17 protein-coding genes and 1 CRISPR repeat array are annotated in these 18,574 nt (G+C 71.8%); of the genes, 12 read left to right on the top strand and 5 right to left on the bottom strand.

The annotated features are described in order from the left end of the window. Nucleotides 1-57: 57 nt before the first annotated feature. Together ABZX96_RS24195 and cutA are read left to right on the top strand one after the other, a co-directional pair. The gene (locus ABZX96_RS24195; RefSeq protein ID WP_355548050.1) at nucleotides 58-525 is read left to right on the top strand and encodes a DUF6188 family protein; all 468 of its coding nucleotides are present in this window, start codon (nucleotides 58-60) and stop codon (nucleotides 523-525) included. Nucleotides 526-701: 176 nt separating this feature from the next. Then, nucleotides 702-1,028 carry a divalent-cation tolerance protein CutA gene (gene cutA / locus ABZX96_RS24190; RefSeq protein WP_355548047.1) on the top strand — a complete coding sequence of 109 codons (327 nt, stop codon included), beginning with the start codon at nucleotides 702-704 and terminating at the stop codon, nucleotides 1,026-1,028. 187 nt (nucleotides 1,029-1,215) lie between these two features. On the opposite strand, the gene ABZX96_RS24185 is transcribed toward cutA, so the two are convergent. Then, a complete protein-coding gene (locus ABZX96_RS24185; protein ID WP_355548044.1) occupies nucleotides 1,216-1,890 on the bottom strand; it encodes an HAD family hydrolase in 675 nt (224 codons plus the stop codon). A gap of 111 nt (nucleotides 1,891-2,001) precedes the next feature. On the opposite strand from ABZX96_RS24185, the gene ABZX96_RS24180 reads away from it, so the two are divergent. The 7 genes from ABZX96_RS24180 to ABZX96_RS24150 all read left to right on the top strand — a co-directional run bounded on the left by ABZX96_RS24180 (nucleotide 2,002) and on the right by ABZX96_RS24150 (nucleotide 11,333). Continuing rightward, the gene (locus ABZX96_RS24180; RefSeq protein WP_355548041.1) at nucleotides 2,002-3,222 is read left to right on the top strand and encodes a helix-turn-helix domain-containing protein; all 1,221 of its coding nucleotides are present in this window, start codon (nucleotides 2,002-2,004) and stop codon (nucleotides 3,220-3,222) included. Between the two features lie 52 nt (nucleotides 3,223-3,274). Beyond that, on the top strand, nucleotides 3,275-3,712 hold the full coding sequence (locus ABZX96_RS24175; protein WP_355548038.1) for a recombinase family protein: 438 nt from the start codon (nucleotides 3,275-3,277) through the stop codon (nucleotides 3,710-3,712). A 495-nt stretch (nucleotides 3,713-4,207) separates the two neighbouring features. Then, a complete protein-coding gene (locus ABZX96_RS24170; RefSeq protein WP_355548035.1) occupies nucleotides 4,208-5,374 on the top strand; it encodes a GDSL-type esterase/lipase family protein in 1,167 nt (388 codons plus the stop codon). Between the two features lie 349 nt (nucleotides 5,375-5,723). After that, entirely contained in the window at nucleotides 5,724-7,964 is a 2,241-nt protein-coding gene (locus ABZX96_RS24165; protein WP_355548033.1) for an enoyl-CoA hydratase-related protein, read from the top strand. Between the two features lie 211 nt (nucleotides 7,965-8,175). Beyond that, nucleotides 8,176-9,210 carry a DNA topoisomerase IB gene (locus ABZX96_RS24160; protein ID WP_355548031.1) on the top strand — a complete coding sequence of 345 codons (1,035 nt, stop codon included), beginning with the start codon at nucleotides 8,176-8,178 and terminating at the stop codon, nucleotides 9,208-9,210. Nucleotides 9,211-9,596: 386 nt separating this feature from the next. After that, complete coding sequence (locus ABZX96_RS24155) at nucleotides 9,597-10,640, top strand: DUF4142 domain-containing protein (RefSeq protein ID WP_355548028.1); 1,044 nt, start codon at nucleotides 9,597-9,599, stop codon at nucleotides 10,638-10,640. Between the two features lie 9 nt (nucleotides 10,641-10,649). Beyond that, complete coding sequence (locus tag ABZX96_RS24150) at nucleotides 10,650-11,333, top strand: class F sortase (protein ID WP_355548025.1); 684 nt, start codon at nucleotides 10,650-10,652, stop codon at nucleotides 11,331-11,333. A 52-nt stretch (nucleotides 11,334-11,385) separates the two neighbouring features. Here ABZX96_RS24150 and ABZX96_RS24145 read toward each other — a convergent pair whose 3' ends face one another. From ABZX96_RS24145 to ABZX96_RS24130, 4 genes are all read right to left on the bottom strand, one after another. Further along, nucleotides 11,386-11,907, bottom strand: a complete 522-nt coding sequence (locus ABZX96_RS24145) for a GNAT family N-acetyltransferase (RefSeq protein WP_355548023.1) — start codon at nucleotides 11,905-11,907, stop codon at nucleotides 11,386-11,388. Nucleotides 11,908-11,943: 36 nt separating this feature from the next. Next, complete coding sequence (locus tag ABZX96_RS24140; RefSeq protein ID WP_355548020.1) at nucleotides 11,944-12,510, bottom strand: TetR/AcrR family transcriptional regulator; 567 nt, start codon at nucleotides 12,508-12,510, stop codon at nucleotides 11,944-11,946. Nucleotides 12,511-12,816: 306 nt separating this feature from the next. Beyond that, nucleotides 12,817-14,244 carry an amidase gene (locus ABZX96_RS24135; RefSeq protein WP_355548017.1) on the bottom strand — a complete coding sequence of 476 codons (1,428 nt, stop codon included), beginning with the start codon at nucleotides 14,242-14,244 and terminating at the stop codon, nucleotides 12,817-12,819. Then, on the bottom strand, nucleotides 14,231-14,425 hold the full coding sequence (locus ABZX96_RS24130) for a hypothetical protein (RefSeq protein ID WP_355548188.1): 195 nt from the start codon (nucleotides 14,423-14,425) through the stop codon (nucleotides 14,231-14,233). Before ABZX96_RS24130 ends, ABZX96_RS24135 begins: the two co-directional genes overlap by 14 nt. Before the next feature lie 564 nt (nucleotides 14,426-14,989). Here ABZX96_RS24130 and ABZX96_RS24125 point away from each other — a divergent pair. The 3 genes from ABZX96_RS24125 (at nucleotide 14,990) to ABZX96_RS24115 (ending at nucleotide 18,485) form a co-directional block, all read left to right on the top strand. Next, nucleotides 14,990-15,904 carry an MBL fold metallo-hydrolase gene (locus ABZX96_RS24125; protein ID WP_355548014.1) on the top strand — a complete coding sequence of 305 codons (915 nt, stop codon included), beginning with the start codon at nucleotides 14,990-14,992 and terminating at the stop codon, nucleotides 15,902-15,904. A 182-nt stretch (nucleotides 15,905-16,086) separates the two neighbouring features. After that, a CRISPR array of direct repeats spans nucleotides 16,087-16,909; the repeat unit is 29 nt; unit sequence GTGGTCCCCGCGCGTGCGGGGATGGTCCC. A 193-nt stretch (nucleotides 16,910-17,102) separates the two neighbouring features. Then, complete coding sequence (locus tag ABZX96_RS24120; protein ID WP_355548011.1) at nucleotides 17,103-17,408, top strand: hypothetical protein; 306 nt, start codon at nucleotides 17,103-17,105, stop codon at nucleotides 17,406-17,408. 69 nt (nucleotides 17,409-17,477) lie between these two features. Then, nucleotides 17,478-18,485 (top strand): DMT family transporter, encoded by a 1,008-nt coding sequence (locus ABZX96_RS24115; protein ID WP_355548008.1) that lies wholly within the window; start codon nucleotides 17,478-17,480, stop codon nucleotides 18,483-18,485. Nucleotides 18,486-18,574: the final 89 nt, after the last annotated feature.

The following is an 18,574-nucleotide window of genomic DNA, read 5'->3' as shown; positions in this document are numbered from 1 at the left end:
CCCACTTTGTGATGCCTGTAAAACTTCTGGGGCGAATTCGAGTGGCGTGATGAGCGTATGACGGTGCATCGTGCCGAGGTGGATGAATCTGTTTTTACCGAGCACGATGACCGCTGGATCTTGGGCCTGCGGGGGTTGGCCGTCACGAAAATCAGCGTCGATCACCAGTTGTCGCTTCTGCTCGGGACGGATTCCCGGGTGGTCCTGGAAGCTCCTTGTCGACTCTCTCACGGGTCCGCCGGAGGAAAAGTCCTGTACGACATGCTGGTTCCGGAACGGCAGGAAGTAGCTCCTGCTTTGGCTCTTTTCGGGGTCAAGGTCGTGTCGGCTGTGGCCTTCAAGACAGGGTCACTGCGGCTGGTTTTCGAGAACGGGCTGCATCTCGATTGCCAGGCCGATTCCTCCTTTGAAGCCTGGCAGTTGACAGGGCTCGGAGGATGGCGATTCGTATCGCTGCCGGGAGGTGAGCTTGCGGTGTGGTCCGGTGCTGAGGGGAGGGGGGAGGGTGGCGGTGGTTGCTGGTGACTCTCGCTGGGTCACTTGTCGCCCTTGTGGTGGATCAGCGTCTCCCCGCACCCAGATGTGAGGGAGACCGAAGCACTCGGATGTGAGGGAGGCCGAACGCGCGGAGCTGTCGCGTTCTGCGATGCTGTCGGCGACAAGGGCCAATCCGGCAAGGACCAATCCGAGAAGGAGGCACCGTGGCCGACGCCGAATTCCTCGCGGTACTCACCACGACCGACACCGAAGACCGGGCGCAGACCCTCGCGGCGACCGCCGTCGAAAAGCGCTTTGCCGCCTGCGCGCAGATCGACGGACCGATCAAGAGCGTTTATCAGTGGCAAGGGAAGATCGAGACCGAAGCCGAGTGGCGCGTCCTCTACAAGACCACCGCCGCGCGCTACAGCGATCTCGCCGAGCACATCAAGGCAACCCACACCTACGACACTCCTGAGATCATCGCGACTCCGATCACGGCAGGCAGTGACGAATACCTTTCGTGGCTGCGCACGGAGACGACTCACTGATCACCACGCCGCCGACTCGTCGCGCAGCCGCCTCGCTGCGGCGTGGTTGGTGGGCAGCCGCCCGGCAAGCGCGGTCAGTCTCTGCCGTCCGAGGGTGGTTTCGGACCGGAGTGGGAGCTCCGGCGCTTGCCGCGCGATATCCGGACGCCTGAGCGGGACGGGGCGGGCACACACAGGGCTGAGCGGATCACGCGCGCCGGGTAAGGGCCCGCAGCACACTGGACGTGTCGGAAAGGTCGGACAGCACTTCGATGGCACCGGCCTCGTGCAGGTCATCCGCGCTGCTCCGGCCGGTTGCCACGCCGATGACGCGGACACCGGCACTCAGGCCGGCCTTCACATCTGCCGGCGTGTCGCCTACGAGCACGGCAACGGATGCCTGCCGGTCGGCGCGTTCCAATGCGAGCGCGACCAACTCGGCGCGCTCGTCGGCGTCCTCGCCGTACGCGCCGATCGACAGGTCGAGATGGTGGTCGAGGCCGAAGGCGGCAATCTTGACCTCGGCCGCGGCCCGAATGTTGCCGGTCACGACGGTCTGCCGAAGGCCGTAAGCCGACAACGCACGGAGGACCGATGCCGCGCCCTTCAGTGCGTGCCCGCGCTCCCGCAGCGCCGCCGCGCACCGAACGTGCTCCTCGCCGAGGGTCTGCGCGAACGCTTGGAAATCCGCACGGGTGGTGGTCAGGCCGTGCAGCTTGGCCGTCTCGCGGAAGATGACCGGGTCCGTCATACCGTCGACCTTCGCCTGTTCCCGCATCTCCTGGCCGGTCGCTTTGCGGAACGCCTCCGCGAACAGGGACCGCCCGACGCCGCGTGTGTCCACGAGGGTGTGGTCGATATCCCAGAGCACGAGCTGTGTCATCAGTGCCCTCCTCGGTCCGCCGTCTGCCGCACACGTTGGTGAATGCCCTACGCGCAGGCGCTCAGGCTCCTACTCTGCAACGCGAACCATCATGAACGGAGGGAGCGGAGCATGGTCGCTCCGGGTCTGCCCATCGGGGACAGGATTCGCCGCTGCCGCAAGGGCCGCCGACAAGACGTGGTAGCCGGTCTCGTCGGCATCACGCCCGACTACCTCTCACAGATCGAACGCGGCCTCAAAGTGCCGTCCCTGCACATCCTCTACGCCATCGCCCGGGAGCTCGGAGTGCCCATCGCGGCCCTGCTCCCGGAGGAAGCGGCCCCGCTCACGGAGGCAGCCGTCTCCGCCCCGGCCCCGCCGTCCACGGCCGAGACCCACGTGGTGCGGGCTCTCATGGGCTGTGGCCCCTCTCTGAGCACACCCGCCGTGGGCCCACGCGACCTGCGCGAGCGCATCGAGGCCGCCTGGCGCAGTTGGCGGAAATCCCCCACGCGGTTCAGCGATGCCGCGCGGACGCTGCCCACCCTGATCGCCGAGGTCGAACACTCGGTACGCGCCCACCGCGCGGGCTCGGACGCACAGGCGCGTCGGGAGGTGCTCCAGGCAGCGGCCGACCTGTACTTCCTGCTCCGCTCCTACCTGCGTCGGACCGGCCGACTGGATCTGTCACTCATGGTTGCGGACCGGGCGGTACGGGCGGCCGAAGACGCGGACGATCCGCTCCGCGTGGCCGCGGCGCAGTGGCATATGGGGCATGTCCTGCTCGCCTCGGACGAGGTGGCGGGAGCCGAGCACGTCGCCATGCACGGGATCGACAAGCTGCGCGCGGATGCCCCGGACAGCGCGGAACGCGCGACCATGACGGGGGCGCTCCACCTGGTCACGGTCGTCGCCGCAGCCCGGTACCGGGACTGGGACGCGGCACGCGACCGGCTGCGTGAGAAGGCGGCGCCGACCGCTGCCGTGGTCGGCGAGGGCAACCTCTTGTGGACGGTGTTCGGCCCCACGAACGTCGGCCTTCACGGGGTTTCCGTCGAGACGGAGGCCGGGGAGACCGGTGAGGCCCTTCACCTGGCGGACAAGATCGACACGGCCGGGGTGCAGTCGATCGAGCGGGAATTCACCTTCACGCTGGAGGTGGCGCGCTGCTACGACCTGCGACGGGAAGACGCTGCGACCCTGCTGCACGTGCTGCGACTTGAGGCGCTGGCCCCGGAAGACCTGGCGCGAACGCCCATGGCTGGCGCGCTGGTGCTGAGCTTGGTGCGCCGGGCACGGGCCATGCACGCGCGGCGGGCCGAAAGCCTGGCCCACCGGCTCGGCGTGCTGTAGAGCCGAGCCCGTGGTACGCCCGAACTGTGAGTCCGGGTGACCAGTGCCCTGTGTGCTTACGGTCCTGTTTCGGAGCACTGACCCCATCCGCTCGGTTGAGGCGTCGCCCCTCGCCTTCATCTACGACCGCAACGCCACCGTCAACCACCGGCTGCTGGACATGAGACTCGACGGCTGCCGCACCTACGCCGAACGGCAGGGCTGGGACGTCGCCGGAACGTGGACCGACCACGGGGACGACGCCCTCAGTTCCGACCGGCGACCCGGGTTCGACCGCCTCCTCCACGCGATGCTCGAAGCGTCACGAGGCCGGACGGCGCTGTGCCTGATCCACAACTGGGACCGGTACGCCCACGACCGCCCGTCCCGTACCACCTTCCAGCAGCGCGTCGCCCTGGCCGGTGGCTACACGGCGACCACGTTCGACGAGACCGACGAGACCGACGAGAGCGCCGTCGTCGCGTTGGTCGGCGAGCAGCGGTCCCGCTGACGCATGGCTCCCGCGGCGTCTCCTTCCCCCTGGGGACGGTGCGGGACGGGCCGGCCGGCCGAGAGGGGACCGGAGAGGAGGGTGGCGGCCGGCCCGCCGTGGACGGGTGGTCTGCCGTGGACGGGTGGTCCGCACGCTCCGGCGCGCCACCCGCGGCGCCGCGATCCGGATCCGTGGCGCCATCGGCGGCTGTCCCCGACCCACCTCACCCGGGGGCAGCCGCCGTCCCGCACGCACTCCCTACGGCTCCCGCGCAGGCCAGCCGACTGACCGGCGCCGTCCGCCTTCGCCGGGCCGCCGCTCACCGAAAGGCTCCTTCGGCCGAGCCGCGCTTTTCGGGAAAGTGATTGCGCGTCAATTCAAACGTGTGTTCCTCTGGCGATCCACGGACTGGCGGGGCGCCTTGAGGCGCGTCACCGCGACGAGGAACGCGTACGGCGCGGGTGGGCGGGACGGCAGGAGACCGTGCTCACCACACACGGGGGAAGGAACATCATGACCGAGCGGTGGGTGGCCGGGTTCCGCAGTGCGGTGATCAGCCCGTATGAGCGGATCCGGCGTACCGAGCCGTACGCGTTCCGTGATCAGACGGTCCGGCAGGTCCTGCGCGTGGCCGGCGGGGGTGAGCGGATACGGGTGCGGCTCTCCAACCGTTACGGCCGGTGTCCCCTGACCGTCGCCGACGCCCGGGTGGCCGTGCGGAAGACCGCTGACGAGATCGTCACCGAGAGCAGTACGGGGGTGCGTTTCGACGGTTCCGTGCGGCTGACGATCCCGGTGGGTGAGGAGGTGGTCAGCGATCCGGTCGCGCTGGCCGTCCGCGCGGGCACCGAACTCGTCCTCAGTCTCTACCTGCCGGAGAAGACCGGTCCGGCCACCTTCTCGCACATGCCCGTCGAAGCGGCCTACGTCGCCCAGGGGAACCGGGCCGGGGCGGCGGCTCTCCCCGGTGCGCGGCCCGTCCGGGCCCGGTTTTACGTGACGGGAGTCGACGTTCTCGCGGACGAGGGCACGGGGGTGGCCGTCGTGTTCGGGGACGCGTGGTTAGAGGGGGCGGGCACCGTCGCGGGTGTCAACCGGCGTTCCGTCGACGCGCTCAACCGGGGGTTGGGGCACGGCTGGGTCGTCAACCAGGGCATCGCCGGGAACCGGCTGCTGACCGACGAGATCGGCGAGCACGCCCTGGCGCGCTTCGAGCGGGATGTGCTGTCCGTGCCGGGCGCCCGTCACGTCCTGGCGCACTTCGGTGTCAACGATCTCGGCTTGCCTGGGATGGTCGGGCTGCCGCCCGCCACGGCCGATGAGTTGATCTCCGGGTTCACCGAGTTGGCCCATCGCGCGCACGACGCCGGGCTGACGATCCACGCCGCGACCATCGGCCCGTTCGCCGGCGCCGTCTACCCGGGGCACAGCACCCCCGAAGGCCTCGCCGCGCGGCGCCAGGTGAACGAGTGGATCCGTACGTGTGGCGTTTTCGACGCGGTCTTGGATGTGGCCCGTGCGGTGGAGGACCCGGCCAGGGCGGATTACCTCCACCCCGCGTTCGACAGCGGGGACGGCATGCATCTGAACGACGCCGGGGCGCGGGTCGTGGCCGCGACGGTCGGTGCCGCGACGGTCGGTGCCGGGGCGGTGGATGCCGGGGCGGTGCTGAGGTTCTGACCTGACCTGACCTGACCTGGGGAGTTTGCGGTGGCGGGGTGACGGGGTGACCGGGGGCGGGGTGGCAGGGCCGCATCGCTTTGTCCCTCGGCGCGGCCCGGTCCGACGGACACGTGTTCCCGCCCTCGTCAGCGCCGCGCCGACGGGTACGTGTTCCCCGCCCTCGTCAGCGTCGCGCCGACGGACTCGGCGGTCCGGCCCGGGCGTCCGTCCGGCGGAATTTCGGGGCGTCGGGGGCGGTGTCCTTCGCGTTGGCGGTCGTATCGGCGACGATCTTCCCTATCCGGCGTGCCGTCCCGTGGGGCCTCGCGTCCCGCCTCGCCGGGTCCGCACTCCGCGAAGGGTCTCCATGGACATCCTGCTCGTCGCCGGCGCTTTCGACAGCCTGTCCCGGCGGGTGTACGCCGAGCTCGCCGACCGTGGCCACCGCCTCGATGTCGTGCTCACCCCGCACGGGGACGAGGCGGTCCGGGAGGCCGTGCACGACGTACGTCCCGAGCTGGTCATCGCGCTCGGGTGGGAGACGGCGCTGCCGGAGGGCATGTGGATGGGGCGCCCGTGTCTGATCGTCCGTATGGGTCCGCCGGGGGGCGGCGTCCGCTCGTCCCTGGACTGGGCGGTCACCACCGGCGCCCGGCACTGGATGGTGACCGTCCTCCAGGCCGAGGCGGGCACGGACACCGGACCCATCTGGGCGACCGCGCCCTTCGACGTGCCACCGGCCGGCAAGAGCGACGTGTACCGCAACGAGGCCGCCGACGCCGCCGTGCGGGCCGTCCTCCTGGCCGTGGAGCGGTACGCCGGTGGGTCGTACAAACCTCAGCCGCAGGGTGACGGTTCCTCGATCGCGGGGGAGTGGTTCGCCGGTGGTGCGGGGGAGCCTCGGGCGCAGGGTGTTGACGGGCGGTTTGCCGGTGACTCGTACGAGTCCCGGGCGCAGGACGCCGACGAGCGGCGCGTCGGCGACTCGTACGAAGCCCGGCCCCCGGGGGACGATCCCGCGATCGCCGCCATCCGGCCGGACGCCTTCCCGGACGAGGCGCGGCGGATCGACTGGCAGGAGGACACCACCGAGGTGGTGCTGCGGAAACTGCGCGGCGCGGACTCCTGGCCGGGGGTGGCGGACACCCTCTGCGGCAAGGATCTCCACCTGCACGGAGGGCACTTCGAAGGCCGGCTGCGCGGGCGGCCCGGCGAGCTGCTGGCGACGCGCGCGGGCGGGATCTGCCGGGCCACCCGGGACGGGGCGGTGTGGATTCCGGAACTGCGTCCGCAGCGCCGGGACGGCGGCCCGGCCACGTTCCGGCTTCCCGCGACGCTGGTCCTCGGCGACCGTCTCGTGCGGAGGGTGCCCGAGCAACCGGCGGCGCTGGAAGTGCCCGCCCACCGCCGGACCTGGGCCGACATCCGCTACCGGCAACTCGGCGACGTGGGGTTCCTGCACTTCGGCTTCCCGGGCGGTGCCATGAGCACCGAGCAGTGCCGGCGGCTCCTGGCCGCGTACCGGTTCGCACTGACCCGGCCGACCTCCGTCCTGGTCGTCGGAGGCGTCCGCGACCTCTTCTCCAACGGGATCCACCTGGGGGTCATCGAGGCCGCCAAGGACCCCGCCGCCGAGTCCTGGGCGAACGTCAACGCCATGGACGATCTCGTCGAGGCGATGCTGCGGACGACGGACCGCCTGCTGATCGCCGCCCTCGGCGGCAACGCGGCGGCGGGCGGCGTGATGCTGGCCCTCGCGGCGGACGAGGTCTGGTGCCGCACGGGCGTGGTCCTGAACCCGCGTTACCGCCGGATCGGGCTCTACGGATCGGAACTGTGGACCTACACGCTGCCCCGCCGCGTCGGCGCCGGGACGGCGGAGCGGCTCATGGCGGACGCGCTGCCGCTGAGCGCCGCCGCCGGTGTCCGGAGGGGGCTGGTCGACCGCCTGGTCCCCGTCCCTCCGCAGGAGTTCCCGGCGGAGGTGGTGCGGCTGGCGGCCGAGGTGGCGCGCGATCCCGGCCTGCCGCAGCGGCTCGCGGCCAAGCAGGCGGAACGGGAGCGGGACGAGGCCGCGCACCCCTTGGCCGACTACCGCCAGGCGGAACTCGACTTCATGCGCCGCGCCTTCTTCGACCCCGACGCGCCTTACCACGCGCTGCGCTCGGCGTTCGTCCGCAAGGTCCCCGGCAGCGGTTCGCCCCGGCCGGTGGCGTCGGGGCATGTGTGGGGGGCGGTGGCCGTGCCGTGGGGGGCGGGGGTGTCTTCGCCGGAGTCGGGGACGTCTTCGTCGGAGTCGGGGGTTGTTCCGTCGGTTTCGGGGGTGTCTCCGTCGGAGTCGGTGGTCGTTCCGTCGGTGTCGGGGGCGTCTTCGTCGGGGTCGGTCGTCGTTCCGTCGGTGTCGGGGATGCCTCCGTTGGGGCCGGTGACGTCGCCGTCGGCCTTGGTCATGCCTCCGTCGGCGTTGGCCACGCCCTCGTCGGGGCCGGTGGCGGAGTCGGTGTCGGATGGTGCGGAGGGCGGGGGAGGAGCGGAGATCGGTGATGGGCTCCCCGGCCGGGGCGGAGCAGGGGCGACTGTCACGGGCAGCGGTGAAGAGCGTGGATAAGGGTGGAAAGGGGTAACGGGGTTACTTTTCGGGGGGACGCGGTCCACGACCGGAGGGCAGGCAGCCCAGTGGGGGCGGTCGGCCCCGGGGGCTGATGCGCGTCCAGGAGGCCGGGAGGCCAGGAGGTCAGAAGGCCGGGAGGTCAGATGGCCAGGAGGTCAGAAGGCCAGGAGGCCAGGAGGTCAGAAGGTCAGAAGGCCGGGAGGTCGGGTTGCGTCTCTACCACAGCCGGCCTATCGACCCCGGGTACGCCCGCCTCCGTCACGGACGCGGCTTCCGCTACCTCGACGCCGAGGGACAGCCGCTGCACGACCGCCCGGAGCTGGCCCGGATTCGCGCACTGGTCATCCCGCCCGCATGGCGGAACGTATGGATCTGCGCCCGGCCCAACGGCCACCTTCAGGCCGTCGGCACCGACGCGGCCGGACGCCGCCAGTACCTGTACCACCCCCAGTTCCGCGCCGAACAGGAGCAGGCCAAGCACGAACACGTCCTCGACGTGGCCGAGGCGCTGCCCACCGTCCGCGAGACCGTCGCGGAGCACCTGGGCGATCGCGGACTGACCCGGCGACGGGTCCTGGCCACCGCCGTGCGCCTGCTCGACCTCGGCTTCTTCCGCATCGGCAGCGACCGCTACACCGAACTGAACAACAGTTACGGCCTCACCACGCTGTTGCGCGGGCACTCCCGCTGCCAGGGCGGCTCGGTCCTCTTCACCTACACCGGCAAACACGGCAAGGAGATCATCCAGACCGTCGCGGACCCCGCCGCCTGCCGCAGCCTCACCGCGCTGCTGCGCCGCCGGGGCGGCGGCGACCGGCTCCTCGCCTACTGGGACCGTTCCACCTGGCACGACGTGACCAGCGCCGACGTCAACGCGTACCTCAAGGAACTCGCCGGCCTGGAGGTCACCGCCAAGGACTTCCGCACGTGGCACGCCACCGTCATGGCCGCCGTCGCCCTGGCCGTCTCGCAGTCCGTCGCCCGGAGCGAGAGCGCCCGCAGGCGCGCCATCGCCCGGGCGGCCCGCGAGGTCTCCGAGTACCTCGGCAACACCCCCGCCATCTGCCGCGCCTCCTACATCAACCCGCGCGTGATCGAGTTGTACGAGGAGGGCGTCACCGTCGCCGCCGCGCTGCCGCGCCTCGGGGACGAGGGGGCGTTCGGCATCCCCGCCACCCAGGGGCCCGCCGAACGGGCCGTGCTGCACATGCTCCGGACAGGGCGCCCGCCCGAGGACGTCTGAGGTTGGCCGGGCCAGGTTGTGGCTTGTGCCGACCCGTGTTGTGCCTTGTGCCGGGTTGTGACTTGCGCGGTCCTGTGCCTTCCGCCGGTCAGGGCGGTGACGGGTGTGCGTACCCCGTTCCTGTACTCGTCGCCGTCCCCGTGCTCGTCCCCGTGCTCGTTCCTGTTCCCGTCCCTGTGCCCGTTCCCGTCCGCAGTGGGGAGGGGAGCCCGGGCGCACCGTGCGTCCAGTGTGACGCGCGGTCCGTTCGTGTGATGTGGCGGTCTTCGCGGTGACGGTGCGAGGTGGCGTGGGAGGTATGTGAGCGGTGCGGGTGCAGGTGCCCGTGGGCAGCCGGTTCGTCGCGGGGCACGCGGGGCCGGGCGGTAACGAGAGGAACAGTGAGCATGATCTCCGTACGACGGGCAGCGGCCACCACCACCCTGCTGGCGGCCATGACCGGCATGTCCGCACCGGCCGCCGTCGCCCTGGGCGGGGGCGGGCCCACCGGCGAGGCGACCCCCGAGGCGACCTCCGCTTCGACCGTCGGGGCGACCGCCGGGGTGACCGTCGACCCGCCTGTCGGGGAGATGCCGGAGGCGGCTGTCGGGGAGGTCCCGGAGGCGCCCGTCGGGGGTATGCCGGACCCGGCTGTCGGGGAGATGCCGGAGGCGGCCGTCGAGGCGACCCCCGACCCGACCTCCCCCTCGGACCCCAACGGGACCTCTCCCTCGGACCCCAACGGAACCTCCCCCTCCGACCCCAATGGAACGTCCCCCTCGGACCCCAATGGAACGTCCCCCTCGGACCCCAACGGAACGTCCCCCTCAGACCCCAACGGAACCTCCCCCTCCGACCCCGACGCAACCTTCCTGAGAGCCGTGCACCAGGGGAACCTGGCGGAGATCGCGGCCGGTCAGGACGCCGACCAGAACGCCACCACGAGTTGTGTGCGGAAGGTCGGGGCCATGCTCGTCCGCGACCACACGAAACTGGACGCGGACGCCAAGGCGCTGGCCAACAGGCTGAACGTGGCCCTGCCGTCGGCGCCCAGCCAGGAGCAGCAGGACGCGTTGGTGGCGGTCCAGGCCCAGGCGGGCACGCCGGAGTACGACGGGGAGTGGCTGACGGCACAGGCCACGGCGCACACGGAGACGCTGGCCCTGATCGACCAGGCGATCCGGACGGGCCGGAACGCCGAGGTGCGGGCCGCCGCCCACACGGCCCGGCCCGTGGTGGCGATGCACCTGGAGGCGGTGCGCGGCGGCACCTGCCGGGAGGGCGCGTCCGCCGGCACCATCCCCACCGGAACGGGCGGCCAGTTGGCCACCGCCGACCCGGCCGCCGTCGGACACCGTGGCGCACTGGCCCTGGCCGGCGGCGGCGCGGTGGTGGCCGTCGGCGGAGTCCTCTGGCTCCGCCGCGCCCGGCGCCGGGCGTCCGGCCGCTGATCCGCCGCCATGGGCCGCCCGTTCCGGTGCGCCCGGATCGTTTCGGTGAGCCTGTGCGTGGTGGCCGGTGCCGGATGGCTGGCGGGCATCGGTCCGGAGGACGACCCGTTGGGGGACGCCGGAGAGCTGCCCTCCCGCACCGTTCCCGTCACGGCAGGGGCACACCGGCCGCCCGCTTCCCTGCCGCGCGGTCTGCCCGGAGAGCTGCCCTCCTCCACGGTTTCCGCCTACCGGCCGCCCGGTTCCCCGCCGCGCCGTCTGAGAGGACCGCACCACCTGTCGGCCACCGTCGTCCCGGTCGCCACCGCCGCCGGCGGAGCGCTGAACATCCCGCCCGGACGCGATACGGCCGGCTGGTGGGCCCTGGGCGCGGCGCCCGGTGACGAGCGGGGAACGGTCCTGATCGCCGGCCACCTCGACACCCCGGCCGGACCCGCGGCCTTCGCGGCCCTGCGCCCACTCGCCCTCGGCCAGCGCGTGGAACTGGCCACCGCCGACGGGACCGCCCACGCCTACCGCGTCACCGCCCGCCGCACCTACCACCGACAGGACCTGCCCGCCGACCTGTTCACCGCCACCGGCCCCGCCCGCCTGGCATTGGTCACCTGCACCGGTTCGTACGACCACGCCCGGCACCGCTACACGCGCAACCTCGTCCTCTACGCGACGCCCGTACCCTCCGGCCCGCCCTGAGGCCACGGCCTTCTCCCGTGAGGACGGCCGTCCCTCCGCACGGCCGAGCGCTTCACCGTTGTTTCGCGACGAGCGTCGAGCGCTTCACCGTTGCTTCGCGTCGAGTGCCGAGTGCTTCACCGTTGCTTCGCGACGAGTGCCGAGCGTCGAGCGCTTCACAGCCGCTTCTCGAAGAGCAGGGACGGCAAGCCCACTCCGCTACCGTCGCCTCGCCGATCCGCCGGTAGCCGTGGCGCCGGTACAGGGCGAGGGCGGCGTGCTGGCCCTCGGTGGTGTCCAGGACGAGGCGCCGGTAGCCGAGTTCGACGGCGCGCCGCTCCAGGTGCGCCAGGACCAGACGGCCGAAGCCCCGGCCCTGCCAACGGGGGTGCACCCGCATCCGTTTGATCTCCCCGGCGCCGTCCGCGGCGGGACGCAGCGCCCCCATGGCGACGAGGAAGCCACCGACGGAGCCGACGACGAAGTCGCCCCGGTCGGGCGGGTAGTGGGCGGCGACGTCCGCCAAGTCCGCGTCCCAGGGGCCGGGCCCGGCGTTGGCGCCAGCCGCGTCGAGCCCGACCGCCTTGGTGACCACCGCGCCCGGCCCCCCGCGGCCTGCCGCCCCTCAGGGTCAGCGATCCTGCGCGCCCAGGAGCCCGGCCACCAGACGACGGGCGTACGCGGAGTCGAGTCCGCCGGGCCGGAACAGGATGCGGTACATCATGGGCGCCACCACGCGGTCGACGACCGTCTCCAGGGCGGGCGGGGCGTCGCCTCGGTCGGCCGCGCGGGCGAGGATGACGTCGACCTGCTCGGCCGCGTACGCGGAGCACTGGCCGGCGTTGTCACCGTCCGGGTCGCCGAGGAGGGCGTCGCGGATGTAGGCGCGGCCCGGGGGCGAGGACATCTCGTCGAGGAACTGTTCGGCCCAGGCCGTCAGGTCGCGGGCCAGGTCGCCGAGGTCCTCCGGGGGCGCCTCGGGACGCAGGCGCTCGACCGCCACGTCGGACAGCAGCTCCTGTAGGTCTCCCCAGCGGCGGTAGATCGTCGACGGGGTGACCCCGGCACGCGTGGCGATCATCGGCACCGTCAGGGCGTCGCGGCCCACTTCCGCCGTCAGTTCGCGTACGGCGGTGTGCACGGACTCCTGGACCCGGGCACTGCGTCCTCCGGGGCGCACCATCGGTCTGCGACTCATGGAATCAGCTTAAAGCAAATATCTTGCTTCAAGGGTGACCACCTCTGAGGGGAACGGCTTCCGCGCTCTCCCGGCGTTCGTCCTCCTCCCTCCTCCCTCCTCCCTCCTCCGACTCCGCCGACGCGTCGCCGGAGGCCGGTGTGCCCCTGTGTGACCCGCCTGTGTGACCCGCCTGTGCGGCCTGCCCGTGTGACCTGCCTGTGTGGCCCGCCCGTGCGGCCGGAGGGCCCGTCGGCCGCACGGGCGGGCCGCGCGATACGAGCACGCACGGTATGGGCACGCACGCACAGCCACGCCCGGGACCGCTCACACCGCCGACGACGCGAGCGGCTGGACCGGCGCCGCGAGCGGGCGGGGCGGCTCGCTCCGCTCGTACGCGTGCCCCACCCGCAGGATCGTGGCCTCGCCGAGCGGACGCCCGAGCAACTGCATACCGATCGGCAACCCCGCCGAATCCCGGCCCACCGGCAGGGACAGCGAAGGCACACCGGTGATGTTGGCGGGGGACGAAAGACGCACATAGGCGTCGGACACGCTCTCGACCGTTCCGTCCGGCCAGGTGACGGAGTCCTGACCGGCCGGGACCGCGGTGAACGGAACCGTCGGGGCGGCGATCACCTCCACCTCCTCGAACAACCGGCCCCACGCCTGCCGCATCAGCGTGCGGGCCCGCTGCGCGCGGAGATAGTCCGTGGCGGGCATCAGCGCACCCGCTTCGAGCAGGACGCGCACGTCCGCCTCGTACAGATCGGGGACCGCGCGCAGGGTTCGCTCGTGGTACGCGGTCGCCTCGGGGACCATCAGGCCCCACTGCGTCGCCTGGATGTAGCGCGTCATCGGGATCTCGACGTCGACGAGCGTCGCGCCCAGATCCCCCAGCCGCTCGACGGCCCGCCGGACCGCGGCCTCGACCTCAGGGGCGACCCGTTCGAAGTAGTACGTGCTCGGCACTCCGACGCGCAGCCCCGTCAGGTCGGTACCGGAGGTCGGCCGGTAGTCCGCCGGGGGAAGGGGATGGGGAAGGGGCAGCGAGGCGGGGTCGCGGGGGTCGTGGCCGGCGATGGCGGACAGGACCAGCGCCGCGTCCTCGACGGTCCGGGCGAGGGGGCCGACGTGGTCCAGCGACCACGACAGGGACGTCACGCCGTGCCGGGGTACGAGGCCGTACGTCGGCTTGAGGCCGACGACCCCGTTCAGCGCGGCGGGCACCCGGATGGAGCCGCCCGTGTCGGTCCCCAGGGCGAACGTCGCGGAGCCCGCCGCCACGGCGACCGCCGAACCACCGCTGGAGCCGCCGGCGACCCGGCCGTGGTCCCAGGCGTTGTGCGTCTGGGGCGTGGTCAGGCCGTAGGCGAACTCGTGGGTGTGGGTCTTGCCGACGAGCACCGCGCCGGCCGCCGCCAGGCGCGCGGCGACCGTGCTGTCGGCGTCCGCGCGGTGGTCGGCGCGCACCCGCGAACTCGCCGTGGTCGCCGAACCGGCCACGTCCACCAGGTCCTTGAGCCCCATGGGCACGCCGTGCAGCGGGCCCCGCAGCCGGCCGTCCGCCACCGCGCGCTCGGCCTCGCGTGCCGCCTGGCGCGCCTGCTCGGCCGCCACGGTCACGTAGGCCCCCACCCGCGGTTCCACCTCCTCGACGCGTGCCAGCACCGAGTCCACCAGCTCGACCGGGGACAGCCGTCGGGTGCGGATCTCCTCCGCGGCGGCGGCCAGGGACAGTTCATACGGCTGCATCGTGCTTCTCCTCTCCCGCGCGGTACGCGGCGGCGGGCGGAACGTCCCCGAAGTCCAGCTCCCGCAGGACCGAGACGACGGTGTGGATGTGGTGAGCGGTGGCGGCCACGGCGGCGTGACGGCCATCCGTCAGGGGAAGCCCAGCACGCGCGGACCAGAGGGCGGCTTCTGGGGGTGTGATGGGTGTGGCTGTGGCTGCGCTTGTGCTTGTGCCTGCGCCTGTGTCGGTGATGTCTGTATCTGCGGCGTATGTGGCTTTTATGGTGTCTGTGGGGGACATGGGGAGTTGTTCCCTCTCTTGGGGCGGAGTGGGGGTGAGGGCGGTATCGGGGGTGGGTGGGGTCAGGGCGTGTGTCGTCGAACCCCGCCGACCCGGCCAGACTCAAAAGCTAACCGTTTGCGTTAGGAGACGTTAGGTCCTACGGTGACTAAACGCAAACCAATTGCGTTTAGCTCCGTGAATCCGACCGGGATCAGCGAATCCGATCGGGATCAGCAGTCGGCGACCCGAGCCGCTCAGTCGCAGGCCGCCCGGAACTCGGCGGCCAGGGCTACCGAGTTCCGGGTGCGGGCTCCCCGAGTTCCGTCAGTCCGGCCGCCAAACCTCTCCGGGCCCCGCCTCGCCACCGAACCCTCCAAGGCTCCGCCCCACCGCGCTCAAACGACCCCTGCCGCTCTCGAACGCCCCCCGCCGTTCTCGAACCGCCACTCCGACATCCGACAGACGAAAGGCAACACCGCGACCATGAACACCACCCCGGCCAACAGCCCCCACACCACCGCTTGGACCATCGGCGACGCCACCATCCACCGCATCGACGAGACCCCCCTACCGCCCGAAACCGGCCCCTGGCTGCTCCCCGCGGCCACCACGGACGTGGTCACCGGGGAGGACTGGCTGCACCCCGACTTCGCGGACGACGCCGGCACCCTGCGCCTCGATAGCCACAGCTTCGCGCTGACCATCGGCGGACGGCGCATCCTCATAGACACCGGCATCGGCAACGGCAAGACCCGGGCCAACCCGGCATGGCACGACCTGCGCACCGACTACCTCCAGCGCCTCGCCGCGGCGGGATTCCACCCGGACACCATCGACCTGGTGATCCTCACCCACCTCCACACCGACCACGTCGGCTGGAACACCCGGGAAGCGCCGGACGGCACCTGGGTTCCGACCTTCCTCAACGCCCGTTACCTCACCTCGCGCGTCGAGCGGGAATTCTGGGCCGGATACCCCATGGACGAGCCGCGGCGCCAAATGTTCCGCGACTCCGTACTCCCGGTCGAGGACGCGGGCCTGCTCGACCTCGTCGACGTTCCGGCCACCGGCGCCGAGCTCGTCCCCGGTGTACGCCTGCTACCCACCCCCGGCCACACCCCTGGCCACGTTGCCGTCGAGCTGACCAGCCACGACGAAACCGCACTCATCACCGGCGACTGCCTCCACCACCCCGTGCAGCTCGCCCACCCCGCCATCGGTAGCTGCGTCGACATCCACCCGGCACAGGCTGAGGCCACCCGCCGCTCCCTGCTCGATTCCCTCGCCGACACGGCCACCGTCGTCCTCGGGACCCATTTCCCGCCTCCGACGGCGGGGCGTGTGGTCGGGCGGGGGGATGGGTATCGGCTGGTGCCTGTGCTGCCGGTGGGGTGGTGATCCGCTGTGCCGGGGGTGGGGTCGGTCGGCATACTCGGTGGCGGGTGTGCTTGTTGGGGGAGGGGGCGGGGGCTCGTTGCGGGGGTTATTGGCCGTGAAGCTGCGGAGTGACCGTTATGAGTAATTCTTTGGAAGTGAGTAAAATCCGGGTGTTGCTCGCCTAAACCCGCAGGTCGCGGCCTGTGGTCCCCGCGCGTGCGGGGATGGTCCCACGTCGAATTTCGCACCGTCCCTACAGACTTAGTGGTCCCCGCGCGTGCGGGGATGGTCCCACCTTGAGAATCGTGTCGACTACACCCAATCTGTGGTCCCCGCGCGTGCGGGGATGGTCCCAGGTACGTGTACGTGTGGATCATGCGATCGGTGTGGTCCCCGCGCGTGCGGGGATGGTCCCGGCCTGACCACCCGCCGAGGGGAGCGTGCCTCGTGGTCCCCGCGCGTGCGGGGATGGTCCCCGGGCGCCATCGAGCGGGTGAAAGCCTGTAAGTGTGGTCCCCGCGCGTGCGGGGATGGTCCCGTGCACTACGCCGTCAAGCGGCTCGACGACAAGTGGTCCCCGCGCGTGCGGGGATGGTCCCACGGCCGGCGGGTCGGCCGGCTGAGGGCGGTAGTGGTCCCCGCGCGTGCGGGGATGGTCCCTGGTACCCCACCTTCAAGGCCGCCGTCGACGGGTGGTCCCCGCGCGTGCGGGGATGGTCCCGGCTACACCGACGGCATCATCCCGGACGAAGGGTGGTCCCCGCGCGTGCGGGGGTGGTCCCCCGTTCGAGCGGGCGCGGGAGACGTCGGCGCTGTGGTCCCCGCGTGTGCGGGGGTGGTCCCAGCCGCTCTTCGGCCTCCACGACGGCCTTCCAGTGGTCCCCGCGTGTGCGGCGGTGGTCCCCGCATGTGCGAGGAGATGCTGCAGCTCGGCGAGTGGTCCCTGCGCGTGCGGGGGTGGTCCCGTGTGACGGGTGACGTGGAAGCCGTCCTCGCGGTGGTCCCCGCGCGCGGGGATGGTCCCACGCGCAGCACGATCGCCGCCGCCGAGGGAACGTGGTCCCCGCGTATACCGGGACAAGCGCCATTGCGCACCATCCCGCACCGGAACCGCTCCTCGCTGCCCGTCAGGCCGCAATTGATCGAACTTCCCTCCAGAGCGCCCAAGTTGGCCACAGGCGGGTCTGTCGTCACGCGCAGGCGTTCGTAGGATCTCCGCATGACACCTGACACGCCTCGTGGGCGCGCACGGACCAAACGCTGGTTACGGCCGGTCTTCATCACCGCCTTGACCGTCTCGCTCGCCGCCGCAGTGGCCGGCACCGCCCTCGCCGTCGGGCGTGCGGATGACGGCGAGGGTCCGCCGGGCACGGTTACTGAGCGGGACGGGGTCACCATATGGACGTCTTCGGAGGAACCGGAGGAGATGGAGCGCCGACTGCGGGAGTACTGGACGCCGGAGCGCATCCGTGAGGCCGTGGAGAACCCGCAGGATGACACGGCCTTCGAAGTGGAAGTGGAGTGATGGCCGTAACGGTGGGCGGTGGGCGTCGACTCGTCGTTGCGGTACGGGACAGTCCTTAGTGTGAAGGACATGACATCCACGGAGCCCAGCTCATCCATAACGCCCACATCGCCCACCTCGCCTGCGGCGTCGCCAGTTCCCGATACGCCCAAGAGGCCGTCCGCGTCCGGTCCTCTCCGTCACGCCGCCGGGCGCGGCACCGTCGGCGGGATCGGCCTGGTGCTGGCCGGGACGTTGTCCGTCCAGTTCGGGTCGGCCTTTGCCGCGTTGCTGTTCCCTCGTGCCGGGGCGCTCGGCACGGTCGCGCTGCGGGTGACGTTCGCCGCCTTGCTGCTGTTGGTCGTCACCCGGCCCCGGCTGCGGGGTTACTCGCGTGCCGACTGGGCGGTGGTCGCCGGGTTCGGCCTCGCTCTCGGCGGCATGAACATGCTCTTCTACCAGGCGATCGACCGGATCCCGCTGGGGGCGGCGGTCACGCTGGAAGTGCTCGGGCCGCTGCTCCTGTCGGTCGTGACCTCGCGCCGCGCCGCCAGTCTGCTGTGGGCCGGTCTCGCGCTGGCCGGTGTCTACCTGCTGGGCCGTAGCGACTTCGGACACCTCAACGCAGCAGGCGTGGCCTTCGCGCTGGGTGCCGGGGTGATGTGGGCGGCGTACATCGTCCTCAACGCCCGCGCAGGCGCCCGCTTCCCGAGGCTGGATGGGCTGGCGATCGCGATGTCCGTCGCCGCGCTGGTCAGCCTGCCGCTGGGCGTCGGATCGGCGGGCGGGACGCTGTGGGAGCCGACGGTGCTCGGCCTGGGTCTGGGGATCGCGGTGATGAGCTCGGGCATTCCCTACACCCTGGAACTGCTCGCCCTGCGCCGGCTGCCCGCCGCGACGTTCGCGGTGCTGACGAGCCTGGCCCCGGCCGTCGCCGCGCTGGCGGGCTTCCTGGTGCTGGACCAAGGGCTGTCGCTGCCGCAGTGCGTCGCGATCGCGTTGGTGATCGCGGCCAGTGCGGGGGCGGTGCGTACGGGCAGTCGCAGGGCTGGGGCTCAGGTCGAATCGAACGGTTCGGATGGTTCGGACGGGCGCTGACGGGGCCCCGGGGGTGCGGAGGCGCGCGGGGGGGGGGGGGGGGGCGGGCCCCGCGCCGGCGGTGACGCCCGCAGGGGGGGCGCGCGGAC

It is taken from the genome of Streptomyces sp. NPDC003077 (assembly GCF_040611095.1).
Lineage (GTDB): Bacteria > Actinomycetota > Actinomycetes > Streptomycetales > Streptomycetaceae > Streptomyces.
This window is presented reverse-complemented; position numbering and strand designations above follow the sequence as displayed.

Bases quoted from the DNA above. Each gene is read 5' to 3' on its own strand.
- ABZX96_RS24140 (WP_355548020.1), bottom strand. From the start codon at position 12,510: ATGAGTCGCAGACCGATGGTGCGCCCCGGAGGACGCAGTGCCCGGGTC.
- ABZX96_RS24185 (WP_355548044.1), bottom strand. From the start codon at position 1,890: ATGACACAGCTCGTGCTCTGGGATATCGACCACACCCTCGTGGACACA.
- ABZX96_RS24115 (WP_355548008.1), top strand. From the start codon at position 17,478: ATGACATCCACGGAGCCCAGCTCATCCATAACGCCCACATCGCCCACC.
- ABZX96_RS24125 (WP_355548014.1), top strand. From the start codon at position 14,990: ATGAACACCACCCCGGCCAACAGCCCCCACACCACCGCTTGGACCATC.
- ABZX96_RS24195 (WP_355548050.1), top strand. From the start codon at position 58: ATGACGGTGCATCGTGCCGAGGTGGATGAATCTGTTTTTACCGAGCAC.
- ABZX96_RS24170 (WP_355548035.1), top strand. From the start codon at position 4,208: ATGACCGAGCGGTGGGTGGCCGGGTTCCGCAGTGCGGTGATCAGCCCG.
- ABZX96_RS24155 (WP_355548028.1), top strand. From the start codon at position 9,597: ATGATCTCCGTACGACGGGCAGCGGCCACCACCACCCTGCTGGCGGCC.
- ABZX96_RS24150 (WP_355548025.1), top strand. From the start codon at position 10,650: ATGGGCCGCCCGTTCCGGTGCGCCCGGATCGTTTCGGTGAGCCTGTGC.
- ABZX96_RS24120 (WP_355548011.1), top strand. From the start codon at position 17,103: ATGACACCTGACACGCCTCGTGGGCGCGCACGGACCAAACGCTGGTTA.
- ABZX96_RS24165 (WP_355548033.1), top strand. From the start codon at position 5,724: ATGGACATCCTGCTCGTCGCCGGCGCTTTCGACAGCCTGTCCCGGCGG.
- ABZX96_RS24135 (WP_355548017.1), bottom strand. From the start codon at position 14,244: ATGCAGCCGTATGAACTGTCCCTGGCCGCCGCCGCGGAGGAGATCCGC.
- ABZX96_RS24180 (WP_355548041.1), top strand. From the start codon at position 2,002: ATGGTCGCTCCGGGTCTGCCCATCGGGGACAGGATTCGCCGCTGCCGC.